This window comes from Flagellimonas sp. ABD4_174, assembly GCF_056160185.1.
The window spans coordinates 1,851,024-1,876,426 of the sequence record NZ_JBSWWP010000001.1 but is presented as its reverse complement, the minus strand read 5'-3'; the positions used below and the strand labels follow the sequence as shown (position 1 = coordinate 1,876,426).

The following is a 25,403-nucleotide window of genomic DNA, read 5'->3' as shown; positions in this document are numbered from 1 at the left end:
GGGGTATGAAGATTTCTTACAACTGGTTGAAGCAATTTGTGCAAATTGATTGGGATGCTCATAAAACAGGTGAGCTATTAACGGATTTAGGCCTGGAGGTTGAGGGTATTGCCCAATTTGAATCAGTTAAAGGTGGTTTAAAGGGCATAGTGGTCGGACAAGTTCTGACCTGCGAAAAGCACCCAAATGCAGATAAACTTAAACTGACCACCGTAGATGTTGGACAAGAAGCCCCATTGCAGATTGTATGTGGCGCTCCAAACGTAGCTGCCGGCCAAAAGGTACCGGTTGCCACCGTTGGGACCACATTGTACACTAAAGAAGGTGAGGCTTGGACGATTAAAAAAGGAAAAATCCGAGGCGAAGTAAGCCAAGGTATGATCTGTGCAGAAGATGAAATAGGTCTTGGTGACGGTCATGATGGTATTATGGTCCTAAATGATGACTTGGTTCCCGGAACTCCATGCGCCCAAGTTTTTGATATTGAGAACGATGAGGTTTTTGAAATAGGACTGACCCCTAACCGGGCCGACGCCATGAGCCATTTTGGTGTGGCTCGCGATCTTAAGGCCGGGCTCGAACAAAAGGAGATACAGAAAGAACTGGTTACACCATCTACCAGTAACTTCTCCGTTGACAATAGATCTTTAAAAATTGATGTTGAGGTCAAGGATAGTGATCTAGCACCAAGATACTGCGGGGTCACTATTAGCAACTTGATTGTTCAGGAGTCGCCAGATTGGCTAAAAAATCGCTTGAAATCCATTGGACTTACCCCCATTAACAATGTAGTGGATGTAACCAATTATGTATTGCACGAATTAGGACAGCCTTTGCACGCTTTTGATGCTTCGAAAATAAAGGGCAACAAAGTTGAGGTCAAAACACTACCAGCAGGCTCAAAGTTTACTACTCTGGACGAGGTGGAACGGGAATTGCACGAGGACGACCTCATGATCTGTGATGGTGAAAAGCCCATGTGTATTGCCGGTGTATTTGGAGGTATTCACTCCGGGGTCACCGAGCACACTACATCCATCTTCCTGGAGAGCGCTTATTTTGACCCTGTATCCATCCGGAAAACAGCCAAAAGACATGGTCTGAGCACGGATGCTTCCTTCAGGTTTGAAAGAGGTATCGATATCAACCTTTCCAAATATGCACTAAAAAGAGCCGCCTTGCTCATTAGGGAGATAGCTGGGGGATATATCACTTCGGATATTATTGATCTTTTCCCTAAAAAACCACAGGACAGACAGGTTTTCTTGACTTTTAATAAAATAAACTCACTAATTGGACAAGAGATACCCCAAGATACCATAAAATCGATATTATCCTCGCTAGAAATACGCATCAACAATGTAACAGAGTCCGGATTGGGTCTTACCATCCCTACCTACAGAGTCGATGTAACAAGAGAGGTGGATGTTATTGAGGAGATCTTAAGGGTGTTCGGATACAATAATGTTGATTTTAAGGAAAAACTAAACGCATCCATTGCCAAATCTTCCCGCTTTGAAAACCACAGATTACAGGATATCATCGGGAATACCTTGGCTGCAAAGGGATTCTATGAGATCATGACCAATAGCTTGGTTTCTTCGGATTTTGTTGAGGAAAATACATCTGCCGTGGAAATGTTGAACCCATTAAGTTCGGACCTATCCATCTTAAGAACCTCCATGCTGCACTCTGGTCTACAAACTGTGAGCTACAATCATAATAGGCAAAAAAACGACCTAAAATTGTTCGAATTTGGGAAAACCTACCACAAAATGGATGAAGGTTTCCAAGAAAATCAGCATTTATCCATTTTTATCTCGGGAGAACGCACGGAAAATAGTTGGGCAACAAGTTCACGAAAATCCGATTTTTTCTATTTAAAAGGAATTGTTGAAATTCTTTTTGAACGCCTTGGTCTAGGAAACTTGGACGTTGAGCCAGCTACTGACGATAATCTTGCCGAGGGCATTACCTTTGTGAAGGGCAGCAATCAAATAGCTTCCCTTGGTTTGGTGGCTAAATCAGTATTGAAACGTTTTGATATTAAGCAAGAGGTATTCTATGCCAATTTGGATTGGGATTCCATTCTCAATGCCGTTAACAGGAACTATATTACTTTTAAAGAAATTCCAAAATTCCCAGAGGTAACAAGGGATTTCGCCCTGTTATTGGACGACTCCATTACTTTTCAAAAGGTGTACGATATTGCTTGGAGCACGGAGAAAAAGTTACTTAAAAAGGTAAACCTATTCGATGTTTATACAGGTAAAAATCTTCCTGAAGGTAAAAAATCCTATGCGGTAAGCTTCACCCTTATGGACGAAAACAAAACTCTTACCGATAAGCAAATCGACAAAATAATGGGGAAATTATTGACCCAATACCAGAAGCAACTGGGAGCTGAACTTCGATAATTACATTTGTGCAGGCAAAATAACACTGTCAATCTCGTGGATAACCCCTTTGTTCTCGAGATTTAAGTCTGCCGTAGTAATTCTGGCCGTGTTTCCGACCGGATCGGTCAGTACAATGTCGTAACCATCCAAATGAGCCGTGAGCTTTTTGCCCTGAACTGTGGTAAAAGCCGCTGTGCCATTTCCTCTACCGATAGCTCTCAACATTCTTGATGCCGTTAATTGGCCAGCTACAATATGGTAGGCCAACAATGATTTTAACGCACTCTTATCCTCTGCATTGATCAATTCCGTTATCTTATTATTGGAAAACTTAGCGAACGCTGCATCGGAAGGTGCAAATATGGTAAATGGGCCCGATTTAGCAAGAAGAGACCCCAATTCGGTTGCATTTACAGCATTGAACAAGATTTTGTGATTATCGAGTTTATCTGACCCATAGGCCAATGCGTTCGATGTATTTTGTGCAGAGGCAAAAAGGCTAAAAGCCAAACCAAGGCCAAGTAGGAATTTAGAGATGGGGGTCTTCATTATACTGCGATCAAAAGCCGAAACTTTATATTTTAAGGTACTGTTATACGATTAAATGCCAAAAACTTCGATAAGATACATCTTTTTACGAGAGAACGAAGTACTTTTTTACAACCAAGATTTCATTTAACACAAACTTAACATTCATGGTTTATGATGGATGTCATGATCAAAAAATCAAATGCTTAAATTTGAGAAGATTACCAAAAAAAATAGCATGATTTTGAAAGGAACAAACATCGAACAAAAACTTAAGGACAGAAAACGTAGTGCCAAAAACGACAATAACATTCTAGCTGAAGTGCAACGTATTTTAAATGAAGACGCACTTAACGAAGAGCAAATTGCCAAGCGTATTGATGCACCAACCAACACTTTGGCCAATACCTTTGATTTTGAGCTCTTGGAAACAGAAAAAATCTATCACATTGATCAAATTAAGGATATCTGTATCGACTACAGATTACGCTTTTTGGACAGTTCTCTATTTAAAGGTGACATTCCACAGGAAGCCATTTCAAAAATAAAGCACTTGGAAGCTATGCATCAAACCCAACTCAAAGGATTTAAGATCATAGCTCCTTCCAAGTTGTTCAAATTAGAGGACAAGGACGACCCTCTTTTGTTCGCACCAATAGGTAACAATTATTATTATTTGATCCACAAATGGGGCAACGACCTTCACCCCTTGCGCAAATGGTTTGCCTGGCCGTTCAAAAATATGGTGAATCTGATCGTTCTGGTATTGTTGATCAGTTATTTGACAACCTTATTGGTCCCTGAAGGACTTTTTTCCAAAAAAAGTTCCACAGCGGAGTTTTTCCTTATCTTCTTTTTTATGTTCAAATGTATCACATCCATAGTTATTTTTTATGGATTTGCCCTTGGAAAAAACTTTAACCCTGCTATCTGGAAAAGCAAATATTTTAACGCCTAGGCGGTTACTGCATACATTTTTTCACGCTGGGCCTTAATGGATTTATCGGACATATATTCATCAAAACTCAGATAGCGGTCGATTACACCGTTTGGTGTAAGCTCAATAATTCTGTTCGCTACCGTGTTAACGAACTCATGATCGTGCGTGGTGAGCAGTATGGTGCCTTTAAAGTTTTTTAAGGAATTGTTGAACGCCGTTATGCTCTCTAGATCTAAGTGGTTCGTTGGTTCGTCCAGCATAAGTACGTTGGCACGGAGCATCATCATACGGCTTAGCATACAACGCACTTTTTCACCACCTGAAAGTACCGTACACTTTTTTAGGGCTTCTTCTCCACTGAACAACATCTTGCCCAGGAACCCCCTAATGTACACCTCTTCCCTTTCTTCTTCGGTTTTGGCCCATTGACGCAGCCAGTCCACAAGGTTGACGTCCTCTTGGAAAAAATCCGAATTATCGGCCGGCAAATACGATTGTGTGGTGGTTACGCCCCATTGAAATTTACCACTCTCGGGCTTTATCTTATTGGCTACAATGTCGTAAAATGCCGTAGTGGCACGGGAGTCTTTGGACAAAATGGCCACCTTATCCCCTTTCGCCAAATTGATGTTGACATCTTTGAACAGCAGGTCTCCATCATCAGAGATCGCAGAGAGCTTTTCTACGTTCAGAATCTGGTCCCCAGCCTCGCGTTCGCGATCAAAGATGATGGCCGGATACCTTCGACTGGACGGTTTAATGTCCTCGACCTTTAGTTTCTCCAACATTTTTTTACGGGAAGTAGCCTGTTTGCTCTTAGCTACGTTCGCACTGAAACGTTGTATGAACTCGTTGAGCTCCTTTGCTTTTTCTTCCGCTTTTTTGTTCTGCTGTGCTCTTTGTCGGGCTGCCAATTGGCTGCTCTCGTACCAGAACGTATAGTTTCCGGAAAACAGGTTGATCTTTCCAAAATCGATATCGGCAATAGTGGTACAAACGGCATCCAAAAAGTGCCTATCATGGGAAACCACGATCACCGTATTGTCGTAATTGGCCAAAAAGTTTTCCAACCAATTTATGGTATCGTAATCCAAATCGTTGGTCGGCTCATCCATGATCAATACATCCGGGCTTCCAAAAAGGGCCTGTGCCAAAAGTACCCTTACTTTTAACTTGGGATCCAGATCGCCCATGTTGGTGTAATGCAAATCTTCGGTAATTCCTAGATTGGAAAGCATGGCGGCAGCATCACTATCGGCGTTCCAGCCGTTCATTTCCTCGAACTTGACCTGGAGCTCCCCGATTTTTTCAGCATTTTCATCTGTATAGTCTGCGTACAGTGCATCGATCTCTTTTTTAATTTTGGCCAAAGGCTTGTTGCCCATTACCACGGTCTCCAACACAGGAAACTCATCGTAGGCATTGTGGTTTTGCTCCAAAATGGACATACGCTTGCCGGGCTCCAAGTGCACATGTCCCGAGGTGGGATCTATCTGTCCCGATAAAATCTTTAAAAAAGTGGATTTTCCAGCGCCGTTGGCGCCAATAATACCGTAACAATTTCCCTGGGCAAAGGTTACATTGACCTCATCGAACAAAACTCTTTTGCCAAACTGTACGGATAAATTCGATACTGATAACATGCAACTATCTTTATTTTTTGCAAAAATAGTTAAATAGGATTCGTAATTCTAATTTAAATGCCCATATTTAAGCGATCAAAAATAACCGTTTAACAACATTTAACTACACGTTAACAAGTTAGGCTAATCGGGTTGTTTATTTTTGATTCAATTGTATCCTTAGCTATATATGGTAAGATTATTACTCGGCCTCACTGTACTTTCTTCACTTGTATCTTGTTCTGGTACGTCAGAAAACAAATCCTCCATCTATTTTGGGGGTGAAATTGTGAACCCCACCAGTGATTATGTGGTGCTGTATCACAACGATGCCTATGTTGATTCCGTAAAGTTGGACAACAACAACCATTTTGCTTTCAGGTTTGATAACATAGAAGAAGGGTTATATCATTTTGATCATGCCCCAGAACTACAGTATGTCTATTTAAGCAAAGGGGATAGTCTTTTGGCCAGACTGAACACGGTTGAGTTCGACGAATCTTTGGTCTACTCCGGAAAAGGAAGCGAAATCAATAATTTCTTGATCGAGGTTTTCCTCAAGAACGAAAAAGAGGAGGATATCGTTAAAGATTTTTACGTAATGGATCCAGAAACTTTTAGCAAAAAAATAGATTCATTGCATACCGCTAAAGTGAATAACTTAAAAGATTTGGCCCTGGAGAGCGAATTCTCCAATCGTGCTTATGCAATGGCGGAGGCTTCCATAGATTACAACACCTACATTACCAAAGAGAAATATCCTTTTTATCATAAAAAACGAACCGGGGAGGAAACCATCCACGAGTTGGACGACAGCTTTTACGAGTACCGAAAAAAGATAGATCTAAACAATAAGGACCTGACTTATTTTAGACCCTATTTTGATTTTATGAAATGGCATTTTGGCAATATGTCCTATACTGCTTGTTTGGAAGATTGCACTTCCGACAATAAAGAGCCTGTTGTAGATAGATTGCACTTTAACAAACATAAATTGGCCCTTGTTGACAGTTTGGTGCATCAGATAGAGCTAAGAGACATTTTATTTAGAAATGTTGCCATGGATTACTTATTGAGGGAACACAAAACCAGCGAGGAGGCATCAGCTTTTATCGAGAAGTTCAAAAAGCTATCATCCAACGATCAACACAAGGAAGAGATCGATCTACTTTACAAAGGCATCAAAAATTTGCAGCCGAACACGGCTCTGCCCAATTTGTTGGTCAAAAACATGAACAACGAGGAAGTCTCCATAAAGGAACTGGCCAACAACAAAAAGAATACGGTATTTTACTTCTGGACCGCTGAGCAAAAAAGACATTTTAGAAATGTAAACCAGCATATTACATCTCTCGAAGAAAAATACCCGCATTACAATTTTATAGGGATTAACCTAAGAACCAATTACAACCAATGGCAACAGCTAATGGAAGAGTATCAGTTGGACACCAACAAACAGTATTTTGGAGAAAACTTTAAGGAGCTCCAGATGGCCATGATCATTGACGGGCTCAACAAATGCGTTATTGCCAAGGATACGGTAATAGTAGATGGGTTTGCCAATCTTTACACTTCCTTATAGCGAATAAAAAAGCCCCGAACGATTTTCATTCAGGGCCTTTTTAATTGTTTATTCTTTTCTATTAGGAATTTCCCTTTCTATAATCCGCCAAGAATTTTTCCAATCCAATATCGGTCAAGGGGTGTTTCAACAATCCATCGATCGAGGACAATGGGCCGGTCATTACATCGGCACCCAACTTTGCACAATCGATTACGTGCATCGTGTGACGGATTGATGCTGCCAATATCTGGGTATCAAAATTGTAGTTATCATAAATCAAACGGATTTCCGCAATCAGGTTAAGTCCATCGGTGGAAATATCGTCCAATCTACCCAAGAAAGGGGAAACATAAGTTGCTCCGGCTTTAGCGGCCAACAGCGCTTGCCCTGGTGAAAAAACCAAAGTACAATTGGTACGGATACCGTTATCGGAAAAGTATTTCAATGCCTTTACCCCATCTTTTATCATAGGGACTTTTACCACGATCTGATCGTGCAATTTGGCGAGCTCCTCACCTTCCTTCACCATTTCGTTGAACTCCGTGGCCACCACTTCGGCGGAAACGTCACCATCCACAATATTGCAAATGTCCACATAATGTTTAAGGATATTATCTTTTCCAGTAATACCTTCTTTGGCCATTAGGGAGGGATTGGTGGTTACACCGTCCAGTACGCCCAACTCCTGGGCTTCCTTAATCTGGTCCAAATTGGCAGTATCGATAAAAAACTTCATTTCTAAGTATTTATATAAGTTCGTAAGAGGTATAAAATTACAATTTATAATGGTTGAGGAGTAATTTTTCGTAGACTTTATCGGGTAATATCTTCTTTAACCTAAGTGAAAATTTTTGTAAAAATGCCCCTACCGGATTATGGACCTTGGGTTTCTTTTGGTTTATGATCTTATATACAGCCTCAGCTACTTGAACGGGGTCCCCCCCACTATCCACATCTTCATCGATCCCTTTAAGGGTTTGACCATATTTTTCTGCATAAGCCGAACCTTTGATCACCGGGGAATGGTACCTGCCAGAGGCTATGTTGGTCGCAAAATCCCCTGGTGCGACATTGGTAATGGTAACGCCAAAATCTTTGGTTTCCATACGCAATGCCTCTGTGATTAGCCCCAAAGCACCTTTGGTGGCAGAATAGAATCCTCGGAAAGGCAATCCCATATATCCTGCAATAGAGGTTATATTGATGATGGTACCCCCACCCTGTTGGCGCATTTGTGGCAATACCGCCTTCATTACATGTACGGGACCATGAAAGTTTGTATCGAAAACATGTAGAATTTCCTCATGCGGTGTCTCTTCAATAGGCCCTGTAATGCCGACACCGGCATTGTTGATCAAAACATCCAATCGGTTTTCCTTGGAAATAACGTAGGAAACTGCTTTTTGTATACTTTCCACGTCCTTCACGTCCAATTGGACCAGTTCAAAATGATCAAAGTCGGGATAATTTTTAGGATTTCGCGTAGTACCATAAACCGTAAGCCCTTTTTGGGTCAAAAATGAGCCAATGGACTTACCAATTCCTGAAGAACCGCCTGTGATCAGTACAACTTTTTTATCCATGATCATCTGATTTTTGGGTACAAAAAAAGGCAAGCTACCTACATCGCACCGCTACGACCACATACCCTTGCTGCGTTCCCGCCCTGGGGGATTCTGCAGGAGCTGGTCGTGTAGGACTTGCCGAGTGCAAATATACGACCTTTTAAAATTTGTGGCAATCCCATTTCATTCTTAATTTCGAAGATTCTTGATAACTTGCTATGACACAAACACTCAAAACCATGGGCAAACTTTTTTTCGCAACAACTACATTGCTTTTCTTTTTGGCCTGTGGCGGTAATCCCGACCCGGCCAAGCACTTCTCCATTCAGCTGGAAAACAAATCAATACAGCTAAACCAGCAGGTGGGTGTTGCTTTAAAGAACAAAAAGGACATCGAAATTTCGAATCTGCAGTACCTAATCGATGGCAAGGAAATGCCCCTTACCAATGGAAAATTGACCATGGCCCTGCCCACTTTGGGCACCAAAACACTTATTGCCAAGTTCAATATTGAAGATCAAACCGTAGAAGTTGAAAAAGAGATCAGGGTATTGGCGGAGTCGGCACCAGAAATTTACACCTACAAAATTTTGAACACCTACCCCCACGATACCGGGGCCTATACACAGGGCTTAGAGTTTCATGAAGGAGTTTTATATGAGAGTACGGGCAAAAAAGGAGCTTCCACTGTGCGAAAGGTCAATTTTGAGACGGGAGAAGTTATGCAACAGATCGATATGGATGCCTCTATATTCGGAGAGGGCATTACTATACTGAACGATAAATTGTATCAACTTACCTGGCAGAGCGGTATCGGCTTTGTGTACAACATTGGCGATTTGGAAAAAATCAAAAACTTTACCTATGGTAAAAGTCGCGAAGGATGGGGCCTGTGCAACGATGGCGGTAAAATATTCAAAAGCGACGGTACCGAAAAAATATGGTTCTTGGACCCAGATACCCTTGAAGAAACCGGATACATTGAGATAGCGACCAACAAATCAATTTTTAATAAGGCCAACGAACTGGAATATGTGAACGGAAAAATTTATGCCAACGTGTACCAAAAGGAGAGCATGATGATCATAGATGCAACATCCGGTGCTATAGAGGGTGTAATTAATTTTGGAGGTCTAAAAAATAAAGTGAAGAAAGGTGCTGAATGGGACGATAGCAATTCGGTGCTCAATGGGGTTGCCTATCATCCAGAAAAGAAAACTTTTTTTGTGACCGGTAAAAACTGGGACAAACTTTTTGAGGTAAAAATCCTTAAGAAGCAGTAATGCGGAGTTATACCAAAACCGTAATGGTTGTCCAAAATGATCTGGACGACCTGAACCACGTAAACAATATCCGGTATATTGAATGGATCCAGGATATTTCCAAAAAACATTGGACCTCTGCTACGTCGCAAGAAACTCAAAAGAGTATGGTCTGGGTGGTCCGCAACCACAATATCACATACCATAAATCCGCCTTATTGGGCAATACCCTACACCTGAAAACGTACATAAAAAGCAGCAAAGGGCCCATATCGACCCGTGTGGTGGAAATTACAGACCGCAAAACGGGAAATCTTTTGGTAAAAAGTGTAACGGAATGGTGCCTGTTGGACGCAAGGACTTTCCGTCCCAAACGAATTCCTGAAGAAATCAAAGTACTTTTTGAATAACAGCACCTCTCCCTTGTACGACTAAGACTCTGTAAAACAAAGTTTTGACCATGTTTTTGTGCTTTGATCTCATTAAAAAAACAGCAGTTCATCGAATTTATAGGGCAAAACCGAAATTCTTCCGATTAAAATTTTGAGCCTTATAGTACAAATTGTAATATAGTAGTAGACCAAACATAAACCAAAGCTATTTATTGAACCTACTAAGCACACATCTTTCCAAACCCTATTTTGATTTTTTCTTAAAAAACTTGTAATAAAAAAGGGTGTGGACCACCATTAATTCTGACCTAAAATTTGGGTTAAAAATTCTCCAAGAAAAATTACAGTTATTTCCTGTTTAACGTTTTTTTATGGAAAACTGTAGGAAAATAACCCGTTTTAGGAAGAAATCCCTAGTTTTTTTAAGGGAAAACTGCAATGAGTTTTTTTCGTGCGTTAGTAACTTGCAATCAGCAATTTGTAAATGGAATACACCTATAACATAATAGACTCGGATGCATCTTCTAAGCTACAGTTACAGCTTTACTTGGAGGAATACGATGATTTTATGTGCACAAGTGTCGATACCAATGCCTCGGCAGGTCTAAATTCCATTTTAAAGTTCAACCCCGATGTGGTGCTCATCAATCTAGGTAAAGATGGTGTGGATTACTTCCAAATGGTCGCGGAGCTCAACCAATATATGCAGACACTTCCCTTAATAATAGGGTACGCCAAAACCAAGGCATATGCATACAATGCCATTAAGAGCGGATTTTTTGATTATTGGATCCTACCCCATAACGAGTTTGATATAAGAAAAACGGTTTTGCGTTTGCGCAAGATGCATCCAAAGCAAGATACCCCCTCCACTATCTGTTTAAAATCATATAAAGATTACAGATACTTGGACATGAACAACATCCTATATCTAAAATCCGATAACAACTCTACCGATTTTTTTATGAAGGACGGGAGCGTTGTCAGCGCTTTTAAAACCCTGAAATCTTTCGAAAAACAATTGCCAGGGCAATTTATACGGGTACACCAGAGTTATATCATCAACAGCCGATATGTTTCTCGGATAAACTATGGCAAATCCATTTGCAGCCTTAATTATGGTAAAGTAGAAGAACTTCCTTTTTCCAAGACCTACAAGGACAAGGTGGATCTTTTAAAGCAAACACTCTCCAAAACAGCAACAAAGGCCCTTAATTAAGAGAATTCTAACAGATCATAGTCAAATTCTAGCAGAAACCTTGGCTTTACTACTCCCAGGCTAAAACTACTTCGCTTACTTTAAATGCCTCATAATTTAGCCGGTATAAACCTAATATTTATACCAAAAACCTAATATTATGAAAAAAGTATTTAGCATTTTAGCATTGGCCTTGTTAACAGTAGGATTCTACTCTTGCGAAAGCGAAACGGATGTACAGGAAACCGAGGCCCTGTTCGAACAACTTACCATTGACGAGAGCGCTACAGATGATGATGTTATTCCCCCGGATGGACGTGGTGACAACGAATAATTGATCTTGCTAATTATGCCAAAACCTCACATAAATAAACTTTTTGCCTTAGTTCTGATTGTATTGACCATACTTTTATATAAAAAAGATGAGAAATTGGAGCAGAGCCTAGCGCTTACCACTGAGTTAAGTCAACAAGAAATATCGTTACAACAAAGAATTGAAATGGGCCTGAGAAAGAATAGCCTTATAAGGTTACAACAAAGCCCCACGGATATTCGCTAAAACCAATGTAACAATACTATAAAACCACGCCCCAAACTATACTGCTTTGGGGCTTTTTTTGTTACCTTGGTTAAATAAACCGCATTAGTTTGAAGAACGTAAGCTTTGCAATACTGGCAGTATTGATCTGGGGGTGCACCAAGCAATCCCCAAAAACCGAGGCAACTACCAGTCCTGAACTAGATACCATAAAGGAGCTGGTAAACATTGCCGAAACCGCAAAAGAGCTGCCCTTGGAGGACAAAAAGGCCTATTTAAAACAAGCGGAAGAAAAAACTATGACCTTTTCGAACGACTCCATAAAGCTTGAACAATTCTCTAGAATATCTTTGGCCTATTTAAGAATTAGGGACTCTTTAAATTTTAGGAGAACCAATCAAGAATTGATCAAGCTATCGCAGAACGCCAAATCAAACAAGGTGTTGGGCTATTCCAATTGGGATTTGGCTCTTTTTTTACAATCCAAAGGTGTAATGGACAGTGCTATGTTTTATTACCGCAACGCATTAAAAAGTTTCGAAAAAATGCCTGTGGATTCCACTTCAAAATCACTCCAAGCAAGAATGTATTATGGAATGGCTCGGGTACAAGACTCTTACAAGGATTATCTGGGCGGTGAGATCAGCGCCACTGCCGCCATAAAAATATTCGATGATCTGGAAGATAATTATAGACTTCATAGTAGTTACAATTTACTAGGTGTACTAGCCAATGGAATGGGAAATACCGAAAAATCGATTGAATCCTATAACAAAGCTTTGGAATACTTGGACAAATCCAATAGACCCGATAAAGACAAATCGAAATGGGTTATCCAAAACAATATCGCCAGTGTGCATTTAAATTCAGGGGACTATGAAAAAGCTAAGCAAGAATACAAACAGCTTTTCTCGGATAAAGCTTTTAAACAAAACTTACCGGGCACATACCAAAAAGCCTTGGGCAGTTTAGCCTATACTCTTTTAAAACTAGACAACGATGCCGAGCAAGCAGAACAGCTCCTAAACGAAGCTTTTGTGGTAAACGCAGAATATGGCGATTTATACGATCGTGCCCGCCTTAATTATTACTATGCAGAGGTCTTGGCCGCTAAAAAAGATACCCTACAAGCTATTGCCCAAGCCAAGGAATCGTTCGAGGTTGCCAAAGAAACCTACAACAACGACCGTATGTTGGACGCACTGCGGTTGTTGAACGGCCTAGATCCGGCCAATTCTAAATCGTATTTTGAGGAATATGCCCAATTAAGCGATATTATAAAAGTAGAGGAACGAACCAAACGAGATAAATTTGCCAGAATACGATTGGAAACCGATCAAGTTATCGAAGCCAACCAAATTTTGATCAAGGAAAAACAAGTTTGGATATACTTTACCGCCCTTTTTATAACTTTTGGTATCGGATTTTTGATTATTATTTCCCTTTATGTGAGCAACAGTCAATTAAAATCGAAACAGCGTTTACAGGAGAGCAATCAAGAAATTTACAATTTAATGCTATCCCAACAAGGTAAGTTTAAAGAAGGTAAACAATTGGAACAAAAACGAATATCCGAAGAGCTGCACGATGGTATTTTGGGAGAAATGCTGGGCATACGGCTTATTTTAGGTGGATTGAACGAAAGAAACGACCAAGCCTCAATTGACCAAAGAACCAATTTAATAGAAAAACTACGTCTTGTCGAAGAGGAAATTCGCACAATTTCCCATGAACTGAACCATGCATCCTATGAAAAATTTCATAATTTTATCGTGTCCATGGAAGACATGATCAACGAAATTGAGAAATCGTCCGGCATGAATTGTTCCTTTGCTTACGACAAAAAATTAAATTGGGACAATTTGCTGGGAGACATTAAGATCAATGCCTATAGAATAGTTCAAGAATCATTAAAAAACTGTGTAAAACACGCAAAAAGTCAAAATGTATCCATTTCCTTTCAATCAACCAACGGCAGATTAAAACTAACCATAACCGACGACGGTGTTGGTTTTGATCCCAGTAGAAAAAAGAAAGGAATCGGGTTAAGGAACATTGTTTCCAGAGTTAAAAAAGTTAAAGGAGTTTTGGACATTGACAGTCGGCCCGGGAAAGGTACCTCTATAGTGGTTACCATGCCGGCCAAATATGTTGAGTTCGAAACAACGGACCAAAACCATGTTGTAAACGCATAGTCCCCCAAATTAATAAGAATACCTACGATGAAAACACTACGAATACTTGCAATAGACGACCATGAAATGACCATGCTCGGGTACAAGTTCATACTCGAAGGCATAGAATTCGATGGCCACAATATTATAGTCGATACAGCTACCTCTTACCACACAGGTAAAAAACTGATAGAGGATTCCGTTAATACCTTTAAATACGATATCCTTTTTTTGGATGTCCAACTTTTTGCCCCAAATGAAGACCAGCCCTATACCGGTGAGGATCTTGGTATTTTGGCCCGTAAAATTGTTCCCGAGAGTAAAATTGTTTTTATGTCTTCCTTTAGCGACAACTTTAGGATCAACAGTATATTAAAATCCGTGGATCCAGATGGTTACCTGGTTAAAACGGATATTGACCCCAAAACGCTGGAAGAAGCCGTTAGAACCATAATGACAGAGCCTCCTTATTATTCGTCCAAGGCATTGGGGGCCATAAGAAAAAAGATGGCCAATGACATAGAAATAGACGAGAAGGACAAACAAATACTATATCACCTTTCCAAAGGAACAAAGAACAAGGATCTGGAAAAATTTATCAGGCTCTCCCCTTCTTCCATTGAAAATAGAAAAAGGCACCTAAAGACATTGTTCGGAACCGAAAACGAAAACGATCTTGCCCTGATCTTAGCCGCAAAAAACCGAGGTTTTATTTAGGCTCGAATACCGTAAAATAAGGCGTTGTGACGATTTTGTGGTTGGTTTAGGCCCAAAAAATCAAAAAAAACTTACAAACAAGGGAAAACCCCCAGAATTTTTAAGGATAATCTGTAATCCCATGCAAAAGATTCATCCTAATTTTATGTTGAAGGAATCACGAAATTCAATCAACTCCACATGTCATCATCAAATAAACCAAATAACAATCATAAAAAATCTGGTCCAAAAACCTATTTGGCCACCGATGGATTGGATGATTTTTTACGCGTACTCGAAAAGTATTTTTTCGCTACTGCCAAAGTAATTTGCAGGCACGATTCAAAAAACCATTCCACTAATCTGGTCATCGACCTTCATCATAATTTTGGTATAGGGGAATGCCTACGTCATTTTAACAATGGCGATTGGGGCAATTATAATTTTGTAGAAGAGACCCACTCGGACATATCCAAATCGTTGGACAAAGCACTGGAGGTCCTGAACAATAAAAGTCCCTATCCCATGGACATTTTAGAGCTATCTCTCCATTTTAAGGATACCTCTATAGTTATAACCCGTTTGCACAAGAACAGCATCCTTGAAGAGGCCAGCAATATTTTAACGGCCTTAGGCAAACACTTTGTTTATTTTACCAAAGGATTGACCGAAATGCCGTATGAGATTTTTGTTCCTGTTTTTGAAGACAATAACACCGCTATCCAAAAGAAAACCTCTACACTACGAACAAAATGCGGTTATTACGATTATTGGGGCCTTTACTTTGATAAAGGACAAAAGCACAAGGCCCTAATATATTCCCTACGAAAGAAAAAACTGTTCGACGAAAGTATTTTCTTGTACGAATAACGCTTTACGCTAGCGATTACTAAACACTGAACAAGGGTCTCGATTTCATTAAATCGTTGACCTTTTGTTTTATCTGGGCAATTTTGGCCGCGTTCTCAGCATCCATTAAAATTTCATCGATGAACCCAACAATGGTCTCCATATCTTCTTCTTTAAGGCCTCTTGTGGTTATTGCCGACGTTCCAAAACGTATACCTGAGGTTATAAATGGTGATTTATCATCAAAAGGTACCATATTCTTATTGGCAGTAATGTCCGCTTTTACCAAAACTTGTTCGGCTTCCTTGCCGGATATGTTTTTATTCCTCAAATCTATCAACATCATGTGGTTGTCCGTACCGCCCGATATTACTTTGTAGTCCTTATCCATAAAGGCTTTGGCCATGGCAGCGGCATTTTTCTTCACCTGTACCATATAGTGTAAGAACTCGTCGGAAAGTGCTTCACCAAAAGCAACCGCTTTGGCAGCGATCACATGCTCCAGTGGGCCTCCTTGGTTTCCTGGGAAAACCGCTAGGTCCAAAAGTGCCGACATTTTTCTAAGGTTACCGTTCTTTAATCGTATGCCAAATGGGTTATCAAAATTTTCACCCATTAAAATAAGGCCACCACGCGGACCACGCAATGTTTTGTGGGTAGTGGTAGTCACAATATGGCAATGCGGAATAGGATCGTTCAAAATTCCTTTTGCGATCAATCCTGCTGGGTGCGATATATCGGCCAACAAAATAGCGCCTACACTATCGGCAATTTCCCTAAATCGTTTAAAATCCATATCGCGCGAATAGGCAGATGCCCCGGCAATGATCAATTTGGGTTTTTCCTTATCGGCGATCTCCTGAATTCTGTCGTAGTTCAGCATGCCTGTTTCCTCGTCCACACCATAAAAGACCGGGTTGTACAATTTTCCGGAGAAGTTTACGGGCGAACCATGAGTTAAATGCCCGCCGTGGGAGAGGTCAAAACCTAAAATAGTGTCACCCGGCTTTAAACATGCATGGTAAACCGATGCATTGGCCTGCGAACCCGAATGTGGTTGTACATTGGCGTATGCCGCTCCAAAAAGTTCCTTGGCCCTGTCAATGGCCAATTGCTCTACTTGGTCCACCACTTCGCAACCACCATAATAGCGCTTTCCAGGATATCCCTCTGCATATTTATTGGTAAGTACGGAACCTGCAGCTTCCATTACCTGTGGACTTACAAAGTTTTCTGAAGCTATCAATTCAATACCTTCCAATTGTCTATCCTTTTCTTGTGCTATTAGTTCAAAAATTTTGTGGTCTCGTTGCATTTGCCTTTGTTTTTAATAAGCGGTAAAATTACGAATTGCCAGTATATTTTTATCTATAAAAAACCGTTAGCTGTGTATTTTTATCAAACAACAGTTAACAATGTGCCTAATCCCAAAAAGTAATAAAAACCCTGTTTTAAAGCCTTTTGGTCCACGATATACTACCCTTCGACCTTTTTCGTTTATAAATTGGGGAATTTTGGCACAGCTATTGAATTCCCCCTAATCAAACCAATAAAGTTGAACCTATGAAAAAAATTTTACTCTTAACCGCAATAATTGTTTTTAGCGCTTGCAGCGGCGTAAAGAAAACACAGGAGGCCCTCAATACGGGCAACTACATTACAGCAATGAACAAGGCCATAAAGAACCTGGCCGAGAACAAGACCAAAAAAGGACATCAACAGTACATTGTTTTATTGGAAGAGGCCTTTGCCAAAAATGCCGCGAGGGAGCAACAAGAAATTTCATTTCTTCAGAATGATGGCAATCCCGCGAATTTGGAAAACATCTACAATAAATATTTACAGTTAAAACAAATCCAACAGCGTATAAGACCTTTACTACCTTTGTATATTTCAGATGAAGGAAGAAACGCCGAGTTCAATTTTGTAAACTACGATAACAATATCTTAAATACCAAGGATGAACTTTCCGAGCATTTATACCAAAATGCCCTGAACCTACTATCCACGGCCAAGTATAAATCGGATTACAGAAATGCCTATGATGATTTAAAATATTTGCAGGAAATTAACCCGGGCTACCGGGAAACGGCAGCAAAAATGGATGAAGCCTACAATAAAGGTTTGGAATTCGTAAGGGTGGACATTGCAAATCAGACACAACAGATCATCCCGGAGCGATTGGAGTCGGAGCTTTTGGATTTTAATGCCTTTGGCATTGATAACTTCTGGTTGCAATACCACACCAACCCTTTGGAAAATGTAAAATATGATTATGCCATGAACTTGGATTTTATGGAGATCAACGTGTCTCCGGAGCGTATCAACGAAACCCAAGTGATAAAAGAGAGACAAATCAAAGACGGTTGGCAATACCTCTTGGACAACGATGGCAATGTGGTAAAGGATAGTTTGGGAAACAAAATAAAAGTAGATAAAATGCGAACGGTTACTTGTAAATTGTTCCAGTTTACCCAGACCAAAAGTGCTCAAATTGGCGCTAAAGTGAGTTTTACAGATTTACGGAGCGGACAGGAAATCAACTCCTACCCCCTATCGAGCGAATTTATTTTTGAACATATCTTCGCCAATTATCAAGGAGACAAAAGAGCCTTGGAAGACGACCTTTTGTTGTACTTGAACGCTAGGGAAGTTCCTTTTCCGTCGAACGAACAAATGGTCTACGATGCAGGCGAAGATCTAAAAGCACGCCTAAAGAGCATTGTTTCCAAGTACCAGTTCAATTAAAAAATGGTGCCGTATCGAGCGTGGTCGAGATGTATTAACGTTCTTGGCCACGCTCGAGTCGAAACCTATCCAAAACCTACAGGTACTTTTTCAAATCTACATCCGAAATAGCTCCGTGGGATGTATGGAAAACCACTTCGCCATTCTTGATTACTAGCAATTGTGGCGACTCATGCCGTACTTTGAACTGGTCCTCTATCGCGTTGGATACATCCCGATTGCGCTGAATCGTTAAAAAATGAATATCGACCTCCAAATCCATATCATATCCTTCGGTAAACATGCCCAATACCATTCTGCTGATACCGCATGTACTGGAATGCTTATAAACAATTTGGGGTCTCGCTTTTGATTTCTCCTTAATCGTCTCCAATTGCTCCAATGATTCCAATGGAACCCAGGGCAATTCCTTCTTTTCCGTATTGGTTTTCTCTTTTTTTCCGAAAACACTGTCAAATAATCCCATATCACAAATTTACAGGATAAGTCGTAGGGGAACAAAAAGCTTACAACTGACTAAATGTCTTATTTTTATTGAGTTTTACAGACATTTTGACGGTATCTTCTTCATGGTAAGGTTGTTGACTTAATTCAAAAAAAACAACAACTATGAACTTTAATAATTTTACCATAAAATCACAAGAAGCCATTCAAAGGGCTCAACAGTTGGCCCAAGAATTTGGGCATCAACAAATCGAAAACGAGCATTTGTTCAAGGCTATTGCCGAAGTCGATGAAAACGTATTGCCTTTCATACTAAAAAAATTGAACGTCAATACCAACCTCATCAACCAAATATTGGACAAGGAACTGCAGAGTTTTGCCAAGGTCTCGGGAGGGGAAACAATGCTATCCAGAGAAGCAGGTAAAACGGTGAACGAGGCCAGCATCATTGCAAAGAACATGGGCGATGAATATGTTTCGGTCGAGCATTTGCTATTGGCCATTTTTAAATCCAAAAGTAAAATTGCCCAGATCTTAAAAGATCAGGGTGCTACGGAGAAAGATTTTAAAACTGCCATTCAAGAACTGCGAAAAGGTGGAAAGGTTACCTCGCAAAGTGCCGAGGACACCTATAATTCCTTGGATAAATATGCAAACAACCTTAACCAAATGGCCGATAGCGGCAAATTGGACCCCGTAATCGGGAGGGACGAAGAAATTCGAAGGGTACTGCAAATTTTGTCCCGTAGAACAAAAAACAATCCCATGCTCGTTGGTGAGCCCGGGGTAGGTAAAACCGCGATCGCGGAGGGTCTGGCGCACCGAATTATTCAAGGAGACGTACCGGAAAACCTAAAGGACAAAGTAATCTATTCGCTCGATATGGGCGCACTTATCGCAGGAGCAAAATACAAGGGCGAGTTCGAGGAGCGCCTTAAGGCCGTAATCAAGGAAGTTACCTCCTCCGATGGCAATATTGTACTATTTATTGATGAAATTCACACACTGGTAGGCGCAGGTGGCGGACAGGGTGCAATGGACGCTGCAAATATTCTAAAACCTGCGTTGGCACGTGGTGAACTCAGGGCCATAGGAGCCACAACTTTGGATGAATATCAAAAATATTTTGAAAAGGACAAAGCCCTGGAGCGCAGGTTCCAAAAGGTAATCGTGGACGAACCCGATACCGAAAGTGCCATTTCCATACTTAGAGGTATAAAGGAAAAGTACGAAGCCCACCACAAGGTCCGAATTAAGGATGATGCCGTAATCGGTGCCGTGGAACTATCTCAACGCTACATTACCAATCGCTTTTTGCCGGACAAGGCAATCGACCTTATGGACGAGGCCGCTTCCAAACTTCGAATGGAAATTAATTCCAAACCCGAAGAACTGGACGTTTTGGACAGAAAGATCATGCAACTGGAAATTGAGGTCGAAGCCATTAAACGAGAAAACGATACGACCAAACTAAAGTCGTTGAATTTGGAACTGGCCAACCTTAAGGAAGACCGTAACGAAATTTTCGCCAAATGGGAGAGTGAAAAAACCGTGGTGGACAATATCCAAAAAACCAAAGAGGATATCGAACACTATAAAGTAGAGGCCGAACGTGCCGAACGCAATGGCGATTACGGTAAGGTAGCAGAATTGCGATATGGCAAGATCAAAGAAGCCCAGGAAAAATTGGACAAGTTACAAGAAGAGCTTGCAACGCAGCAAACCGCAGGTACTCTGATCAAAGAAGAAGTAACCTATGAGGATATTGCGGAAGTAGTTGCCAAATGGACAGGTATCCCGGTCAACAAGATGATGCAGAGCGAAAGAGAGAAACTTTTAAAATTGGAAGATGTACTCCACAAGCGCGTAGTGGGCCAAGATGAGGCAATAATTGCCGTCTCCGATGCCATCCGAAGAAGTAGGGCCGGATTGCAAGATGCCAAAAAACCTATAGGCTCTTTTCTATTTCTAGGTACAACAGGGGTAGGTAAAACCGAGTTGGCAAAAACCCTGGCCTCATACTTGTTCGATGACGAAAATGCAATTACACGGATCGATATGAGCGAGTACCAAGAACGCCATTCCGTTAGCAGGTTGGTCGGGGCCCCTCCGGGGTATGTAGGATATGATGAAGGTGGACAATTAACGGAAGCCGTACGGCGGAAGCCTTATTCGGTAATCCTGTTGGACGAGATAGAAAAAGCACACCCAGATACGTTCAACATCCTTTTGCAAGTGCTGGACGAGGGAAGACTGACCGACAACAAAGGTCGAGTGGCAGATTTTAAAAACTCCATTATTATAATGACCAGTAACATGGGCAGCCACATTATCCAAGAGAAGTTCGAAGATGCCGTGGATGTGGAAAGTGCTTCCGATGCAGCTCGAGTAGAGGTGCTGGGATTACTAAGGAAAACCATTAGGCCAGAGTTTTTGAACCGAATAGACGACATTATCATGTTTACCCCGTTGAGCAAATCGGATATCAAGGACATTGTAGGGCTTCAATTGGAAAACTTAAAGAAAATGTTGTCCAAGCAAAATATTACGTTGGATGCCACACAAGAAGCCATCGCTTATTTGGCAGAGAAAGGTTACGACCCCCAATACGGTGCCAGACCGGTCAAAAGATTGATTCAAAAAGAAGTATTGAACAGCTTGTCCAAAGAACTGCTTTCGGGCAAAATTAGCTCGGACAGTATTGTTCTACTGGATTCTTTTGACGACCAATTGGTGTTCAGAAATCAGAACGAATTGGTGGAATAACATTAAATCGCCCTTAAAACGAGCCCTTACTTTGTTAAAGTAGGGGCTTTTGTTTTGGAAAATACCAGACAGTATCTGATTTTTTATATCTTAGTTTCCACCAATACCAACCTTTACTAAAATGACCAAGAAAGCCGAAAGGACCACAGCGTACATTATTGAAACCGTGGCCCCCATTTTCAACAAACATGGCTACGTGGGCACCAGTATGAGTGATCTTACAGAGGCCACCGGCCTGACCAAAGGTGCTATTTATGGTAATTTTGAAAACAAAGAGGCGCTGGCCCTTTCTTCTTTCGAGTACAATAGAAATTTATTGTTGTCCGCCATAGACCATAAACTGGAGTTTGGAACGGCTGCTTTGGATAAACTGTACTCCTTACTGGGTTTTTACAAACAATATGACGTATTTACACTGCCCATGGGTGGATGCCCACTGCTAAATGTTGGTGTTGATGCACAAGGAAACAACAAGCTCTTGGCCGCTGCCGTAAAAGAAACCATAAAGGAGGTCGAGGGCAAAATCGCACTCGTACTAGAAAACGGTGCCAAACAAAACCAAATCAGACTTGCGGTCCCGCCTCTGCAGTTTGCCAAGCAATTATTCACCATGATCCAAGGTGCCATTGCAATGAGTACGATGACACAGGATCGCAAATATTTGATGAACACCATCACCTATTTGGAATATTTGATAAAACAAGAGCTTAGAAAATAAGACGAATCCTTTGGTTGCTTTCAAAATGGTTCGGACAGGAAAGAATGCATTGCGACCAGATCTCCCCCCTTTTTCGCCACTATCGATGACTTACAACTTGAGGCAAACATGGAAAGTTGAATAGAATTAATTCCCTCTCACCCTAAAAATCCATGTTTTGTACACGTATTTACCATAAAATTTACTGTCCCTTGCTTTTCTGGCCTCTTCCATGGTGTTATACCTTTCCAAGTATACATAATTATATCTATTGGATTTTCTGTAGAAAGATTTGGGCTCTAGTCCCATCTCACGGACCGTTTCCATAAAACTCTCGAAATATTTCTTTGTGCCGTACACATTGGCGATCAGATAAAAACCGGCCTGCAGACCGTCCTCGCTTTCAACTTCCTCATATCGTTCATTGGGTTTTACTTCCACTGTTTGATTCTGTAAACGTGCAATACTATCTTTTTTACGTTGAAGCTCCAATTGCACGTTCTTTCGTTGGATTTCGGACAACGAATCTTTCTCTCGCTCCATCTCTCTTCTAGCTTGGAGTTCCCTTTGTTCCTTTTCTTTGCGTTGTCGCTCGATTTCTTCTTCGAGCTGCCTTGATTTTTCTTTGTCATCCTCAGGGTCTTGATGCTTTTCCCTGGATTTTGTTTTTCCAAAGTGATAAGACGCTACAATTTCTATGGTAGGATCTTCATCGGTCAATAGATCGTCTGTTCCAAATTCCATAAGCCCGCCTAAGGAAAAAGTATTGGCTATAGTAACACCCAGCCCTCCGGATGCACCATAAAAACTATTATACCCGCCCTGCACCCAAAACTTGGATGTGGACAAAAGTCCATTAATGCCATATTGGGTATCGCCCTCTGGTACAGATTTTACATATACCACAGGCCGAACAAAACTGTCCCCAAAAGCATCCGATATCGTTACTGGAAAGTCGTTGGCCAATGTTCCGGTAACCACCTGAAAACTATCCATATTCTCGACATTCCCGGATACACTAAAACCCACAGCATTTTCAAATGCTACACCAACACTAAAACGATTGACCATTAGTCGAAGAGCTGGTGAAAATTGGACCCTAAATCCCTCAAGATCTTCCAGTTCCTCAGGGGTCAGTTCGTCTTCCAGCCCAAACCGCTCATCTGCCACGGTTTGCCTAAAAGCAAATGTATTTAGTCCGGCCATTAGGTCGACCCCATCATCGAGCTGAAAAGTTTGCGCAAAATTCAAGTTGCCTCCCGTGTATAAAAATAAGCCCGTATTATGTTGTAAAAAACCACCTGCGACAACAGCCATCGGATTTAATTGATGGGTATAATTTACAAAGATAGATGTTGGGTCTCCGTCGATACTCTGCCATTGCCAACGCGTCCAAATGGATAGTGAGTTCGGCCTGTTCCAATCCAGGGAATAGGTAGGGTTCCACAAACTGGCATTGAACTGGGTGAGCGTATGTTGCCTAAAATCCGATGGCAAAACAAGTTCTTGCCCCCTACTAAACCAGAAATTTACCAGTACCAAAATACAAACCACTAATCTTCGCATACAAGAAAATAAAAATTAAACGTTACTTTTAAACGGACAAATAAAAACTAGGGAACTCTGAATAGAACTATGCGAACCATCAAACCGCTAATTGCTCTTGCAATTATACTCGTTGGAAGTATCGGATGCAAAAAAGATACAAAAATTGTGGAAGACCCTGTTATCTCCACCTTTTATTTTATTCGTCATGCAGAAAAGGACAGGACCGATCCGGACAACCCGGACCCGGAGCTAAATCAAGATGGTCTCGACAGAGCTATTCGCTGGGCAGAAGTTTTCGACCCTATTTCTTTGGACAAAGTGTATTCCACCAATTACGAGCGCACATCCATGACCGCTGCGCCGACCTCTATCAAAAAAGATATCGATATTGAGTACTACGATCCACAAACTTTGGATATTGAGGAGTTTAAGCTTCTTAATGAAGGTAAGAACATATTAGTGGTAGGCCACAGCAATACCACCCCCATGCTGGTAAATAAAATTTTAGGCTTGGAAAAATACGATCAAATGGACGACTCGGACAACAGCAGTCTTTTTATTGTTCGTTTTATCGATGGTGTCCCAACCGACATTCGACTAAAAATGGATTAACCAATTCTATTCCAAAAAAATTGTATTGACCAAAGATAGCTTTATTCCGATTCGTCCGTAACGGTAATATTTTTAGTTTCTATTTTGGATAATAGTTCCAGCCCGTCCGTATGGAACAACTGGCCAATTTCCAATATATCGCTTCCTTCTTGTTTGGGTTTATAATTTTCATAATCCACAAAACGGATACCGCCAATATAACGCTCGTTATATGCCTTTCTAAATCGCTGTCCACCACCGTTTACATGGAAGCTATAAGCCAAGTAATCAGGTTTAAATGATTCTGTGTTAAACCAATATACATAAGTGTCTTCGAAATCGACTCCTCCACCTTGCTGGTCGAATGTTACCTTGATCTTGTAGTATTCTTTATTTTTAATGGTCTCCTTGCCCAATAGCTCTTTGTTTACTGCGGCATCGTTCAACCCCAATGGCAACCGCACAAAATAGTGGACAGAGTTAATGGAGTTGGTATAAAGTTGAGCCATGGAATCCTTGACTTTTACCAAGGAGTCATTCATGTATCGCTCAAAATTATCCATGTTCATAATATCTTTTACGACTACCGAGTCCAAATCCCTTGTACGCGTATAAACCCGATTACCGTCAATATTTTCCGATCTATATTTTAAATCCCTAAAATCGAAGGTCACTTCATGGGTTTCGAACAGTTTACCCCCGCTATCTTCAATGGATTTATTTACAATATCTTGGGCGGTCAGTTCTTTTTTAGGTTCTTGTTTGCAACTAATAACAATAACTAAAAGGATCAGGGATAAAATTCTTTTCATAGATGAGTTTTGATACTTATTCGTAAAATCTAACGTAACATTACAAAAATCTTGCTAAAGAGTTTATATT

The 25,403-nt window shown here is 40.8% G+C and carries 22 protein-coding genes and 1 other RNA gene; 14 read left to right on the top strand and 9 right to left on the bottom strand.

The features are described 5' to 3' along the window. The first annotated feature begins 5 nt into the window (after nt 1–5). Nucleotides 6–2,417 (top strand): phenylalanine--tRNA ligase subunit beta, encoded by a 2,412-nt coding sequence (gene pheT, locus ACXAFK_RS08225; protein WP_474957405.1) that lies wholly within the window; start codon nt 6–8, stop codon nt 2,415–2,417. On the opposite strand, the gene ACXAFK_RS08220 is transcribed toward pheT, so the two are convergent. Then, nucleotides 2,418–2,948: a fasciclin domain-containing protein gene (locus ACXAFK_RS08220; RefSeq protein ID WP_224836735.1), complete on the bottom strand. Its 531-nt coding sequence runs from the start codon at nt 2,946–2,948 to the stop codon at nt 2,418–2,420. It abuts the gene before it with no gap. Nucleotides 2,949–3,165: 217 nt separating this feature from the next. Here ACXAFK_RS08220 and ACXAFK_RS08215 point away from each other — a divergent pair, with 217 nt between their 5' ends. Beyond that, the gene (locus ACXAFK_RS08215; protein ID WP_474957404.1) at nt 3,166–3,885 is read left to right on the top strand and encodes a hypothetical protein; all 720 of its coding nucleotides are present in this window, start codon (nt 3,166–3,168) and stop codon (nt 3,883–3,885) included. Here ACXAFK_RS08215 and ACXAFK_RS08210 read toward each other — a convergent pair. Beyond that, nucleotides 3,882–5,510 carry an ABC-F family ATP-binding cassette domain-containing protein gene (locus ACXAFK_RS08210; RefSeq protein ID WP_252079904.1) on the bottom strand — a complete coding sequence of 543 codons (1,629 nt, stop codon included), beginning with the start codon at nt 5,508–5,510 and terminating at the stop codon, nt 3,882–3,884. The two genes, ACXAFK_RS08215 and ACXAFK_RS08210, sit on opposite strands and share 4 nt — an antisense overlap. 169 nt (nt 5,511–5,679) lie before the next feature. On the opposite strand from ACXAFK_RS08210, the gene ACXAFK_RS08205 reads away from it, so the two are divergent. Continuing rightward, a complete protein-coding gene (locus tag ACXAFK_RS08205) occupies nt 5,680–7,071 on the top strand; it encodes a TlpA family protein disulfide reductase (RefSeq protein WP_474957403.1) in 1,392 nt (463 codons plus the stop codon). 61 nt (nt 7,072–7,132) lie between these two features. Here ACXAFK_RS08205 and fsa read toward each other — a convergent pair whose 3' ends face one another. The 3 genes from fsa to ffs form a co-directional block, all read right to left on the bottom strand. Further along, nucleotides 7,133–7,789, bottom strand: a complete 657-nt coding sequence (fsa, locus tag ACXAFK_RS08200; RefSeq protein ID WP_224836732.1) for a fructose-6-phosphate aldolase — start codon at nt 7,787–7,789, stop codon at nt 7,133–7,135. A 37-nt stretch (nt 7,790–7,826) separates the two neighbouring features. Next, on the bottom strand, nt 7,827–8,636 hold the full coding sequence (locus tag ACXAFK_RS08195; protein ID WP_252079906.1) for an SDR family oxidoreductase: 810 nt from the start codon (nt 8,634–8,636) through the stop codon (nt 7,827–7,829). 24 nt (nt 8,637–8,660) lie between these two features. Continuing rightward, nucleotides 8,661–8,759: signal recognition particle sRNA small type (gene ffs, locus ACXAFK_RS08190), an RNA gene on the bottom strand. A 98-nt stretch (nt 8,760–8,857) separates the two neighbouring features. On the opposite strand from ffs, the gene ACXAFK_RS08185 reads away from it, so the two are divergent. The 7 genes from ACXAFK_RS08185 to ACXAFK_RS08155 all read left to right on the top strand — a co-directional run bounded on the left by ACXAFK_RS08185 (nt 8,858) and on the right by ACXAFK_RS08155 (nt 15,748). Continuing rightward, nucleotides 8,858–9,901, top strand: coding sequence for a glutaminyl-peptide cyclotransferase (locus tag ACXAFK_RS08185; RefSeq protein ID WP_474957402.1), 1,044 nt, complete (start codon nt 8,858–8,860; stop codon nt 9,899–9,901). Continuing rightward, entirely contained in the window at nt 9,901–10,290 is a 390-nt protein-coding gene (locus ACXAFK_RS08180) for an acyl-CoA thioesterase (RefSeq protein ID WP_474957401.1), read from the top strand. Before ACXAFK_RS08185 ends, ACXAFK_RS08180 begins: the two co-directional genes overlap by 1 nt. A 466-nt stretch (nt 10,291–10,756) precedes the next feature. Then, nucleotides 10,757–11,491, top strand: coding sequence for a LytR/AlgR family response regulator transcription factor (locus tag ACXAFK_RS08175; RefSeq protein ID WP_293295073.1), 735 nt, complete (start codon nt 10,757–10,759; stop codon nt 11,489–11,491). Nucleotides 11,492–11,630: 139 nt separating this feature from the next. Next, nucleotides 11,631–11,804: a hypothetical protein gene (locus tag ACXAFK_RS08170; protein ID WP_474957400.1), complete on the top strand. Its 174-nt coding sequence runs from the start codon at nt 11,631–11,633 to the stop codon at nt 11,802–11,804. A gap of 314 nt (nt 11,805–12,118) precedes the next feature. Continuing rightward, on the top strand, nt 12,119–14,203 hold the full coding sequence (locus tag ACXAFK_RS08165) for a tetratricopeptide repeat-containing sensor histidine kinase (protein WP_474957399.1): 2,085 nt from the start codon (nt 12,119–12,121) through the stop codon (nt 14,201–14,203). 27 nt (nt 14,204–14,230) lie between these two features. Beyond that, nucleotides 14,231–14,899 carry a response regulator gene (locus ACXAFK_RS08160; protein ID WP_224836725.1) on the top strand — a complete coding sequence of 223 codons (669 nt, stop codon included), beginning with the start codon at nt 14,231–14,233 and terminating at the stop codon, nt 14,897–14,899. Between the two features lie 180 nt (nt 14,900–15,079). After that, a complete protein-coding gene (locus tag ACXAFK_RS08155; RefSeq protein ID WP_474957398.1) occupies nt 15,080–15,748 on the top strand; it encodes a hypothetical protein in 669 nt (222 codons plus the stop codon). A gap of 19 nt (nt 15,749–15,767) precedes the next feature. On the opposite strand, the gene glyA is transcribed toward ACXAFK_RS08155, so the two are convergent. Beyond that, the gene (gene glyA / locus ACXAFK_RS08150) at nt 15,768–17,042 is read right to left on the bottom strand and encodes a serine hydroxymethyltransferase (RefSeq protein WP_474957397.1); all 1,275 of its coding nucleotides are present in this window, start codon (nt 17,040–17,042) and stop codon (nt 15,768–15,770) included. A gap of 248 nt (nt 17,043–17,290) precedes the next feature. Here glyA and ACXAFK_RS08145 point away from each other — a divergent pair, with 248 nt between their 5' ends. Beyond that, nucleotides 17,291–18,475 carry a hypothetical protein gene (locus ACXAFK_RS08145; RefSeq protein WP_474957396.1) on the top strand — a complete coding sequence of 395 codons (1,185 nt, stop codon included), beginning with the start codon at nt 17,291–17,293 and terminating at the stop codon, nt 18,473–18,475. 76 nt (nt 18,476–18,551) lie between these two features. Here the strand turns inward: ACXAFK_RS08145 and ytxJ are convergent, their stop codons facing one another. Further along, nucleotides 18,552–18,941 carry a bacillithiol system redox-active protein YtxJ gene (ytxJ, locus tag ACXAFK_RS08140; protein ID WP_338195496.1) on the bottom strand — a complete coding sequence of 130 codons (390 nt, stop codon included), beginning with the start codon at nt 18,939–18,941 and terminating at the stop codon, nt 18,552–18,554. A 143-nt stretch (nt 18,942–19,084) separates the two neighbouring features. Between ytxJ and clpB the strand changes: the two genes are divergently transcribed. After that, complete coding sequence (gene clpB / locus ACXAFK_RS08135) at nt 19,085–21,685, top strand: ATP-dependent chaperone ClpB (protein ID WP_252079916.1); 2,601 nt, start codon at nt 19,085–19,087, stop codon at nt 21,683–21,685. A 121-nt stretch (nt 21,686–21,806) separates the two neighbouring features. Beyond that, nucleotides 21,807–22,403 carry a TetR/AcrR family transcriptional regulator gene (locus ACXAFK_RS08130; protein WP_474957395.1) on the top strand — a complete coding sequence of 199 codons (597 nt, stop codon included), beginning with the start codon at nt 21,807–21,809 and terminating at the stop codon, nt 22,401–22,403. A 126-nt stretch (nt 22,404–22,529) separates the two neighbouring features. Here the strand turns inward: ACXAFK_RS08130 and ACXAFK_RS08125 are convergent, their stop codons facing one another. Continuing rightward, a complete protein-coding gene (locus tag ACXAFK_RS08125) occupies nt 22,530–23,948 on the bottom strand; it encodes a PorP/SprF family type IX secretion system membrane protein (protein WP_474957394.1) in 1,419 nt (472 codons plus the stop codon). 69 nt (nt 23,949–24,017) lie between these two features. Between ACXAFK_RS08125 and ACXAFK_RS08120 the strand changes: the two genes are divergently transcribed. After that, entirely contained in the window at nt 24,018–24,542 is a 525-nt protein-coding gene (locus ACXAFK_RS08120; RefSeq protein ID WP_252079919.1) for a SixA phosphatase family protein, read from the top strand. Between the two features lie 41 nt (nt 24,543–24,583). On the opposite strand, the gene ACXAFK_RS08115 is transcribed toward ACXAFK_RS08120, so the two are convergent. Then, a complete protein-coding gene (locus ACXAFK_RS08115; RefSeq protein ID WP_474957393.1) occupies nt 24,584–25,333 on the bottom strand; it encodes a DUF6503 family protein in 750 nt (249 codons plus the stop codon). Nucleotides 25,334–25,403 lie beyond the last annotated feature (70 nt).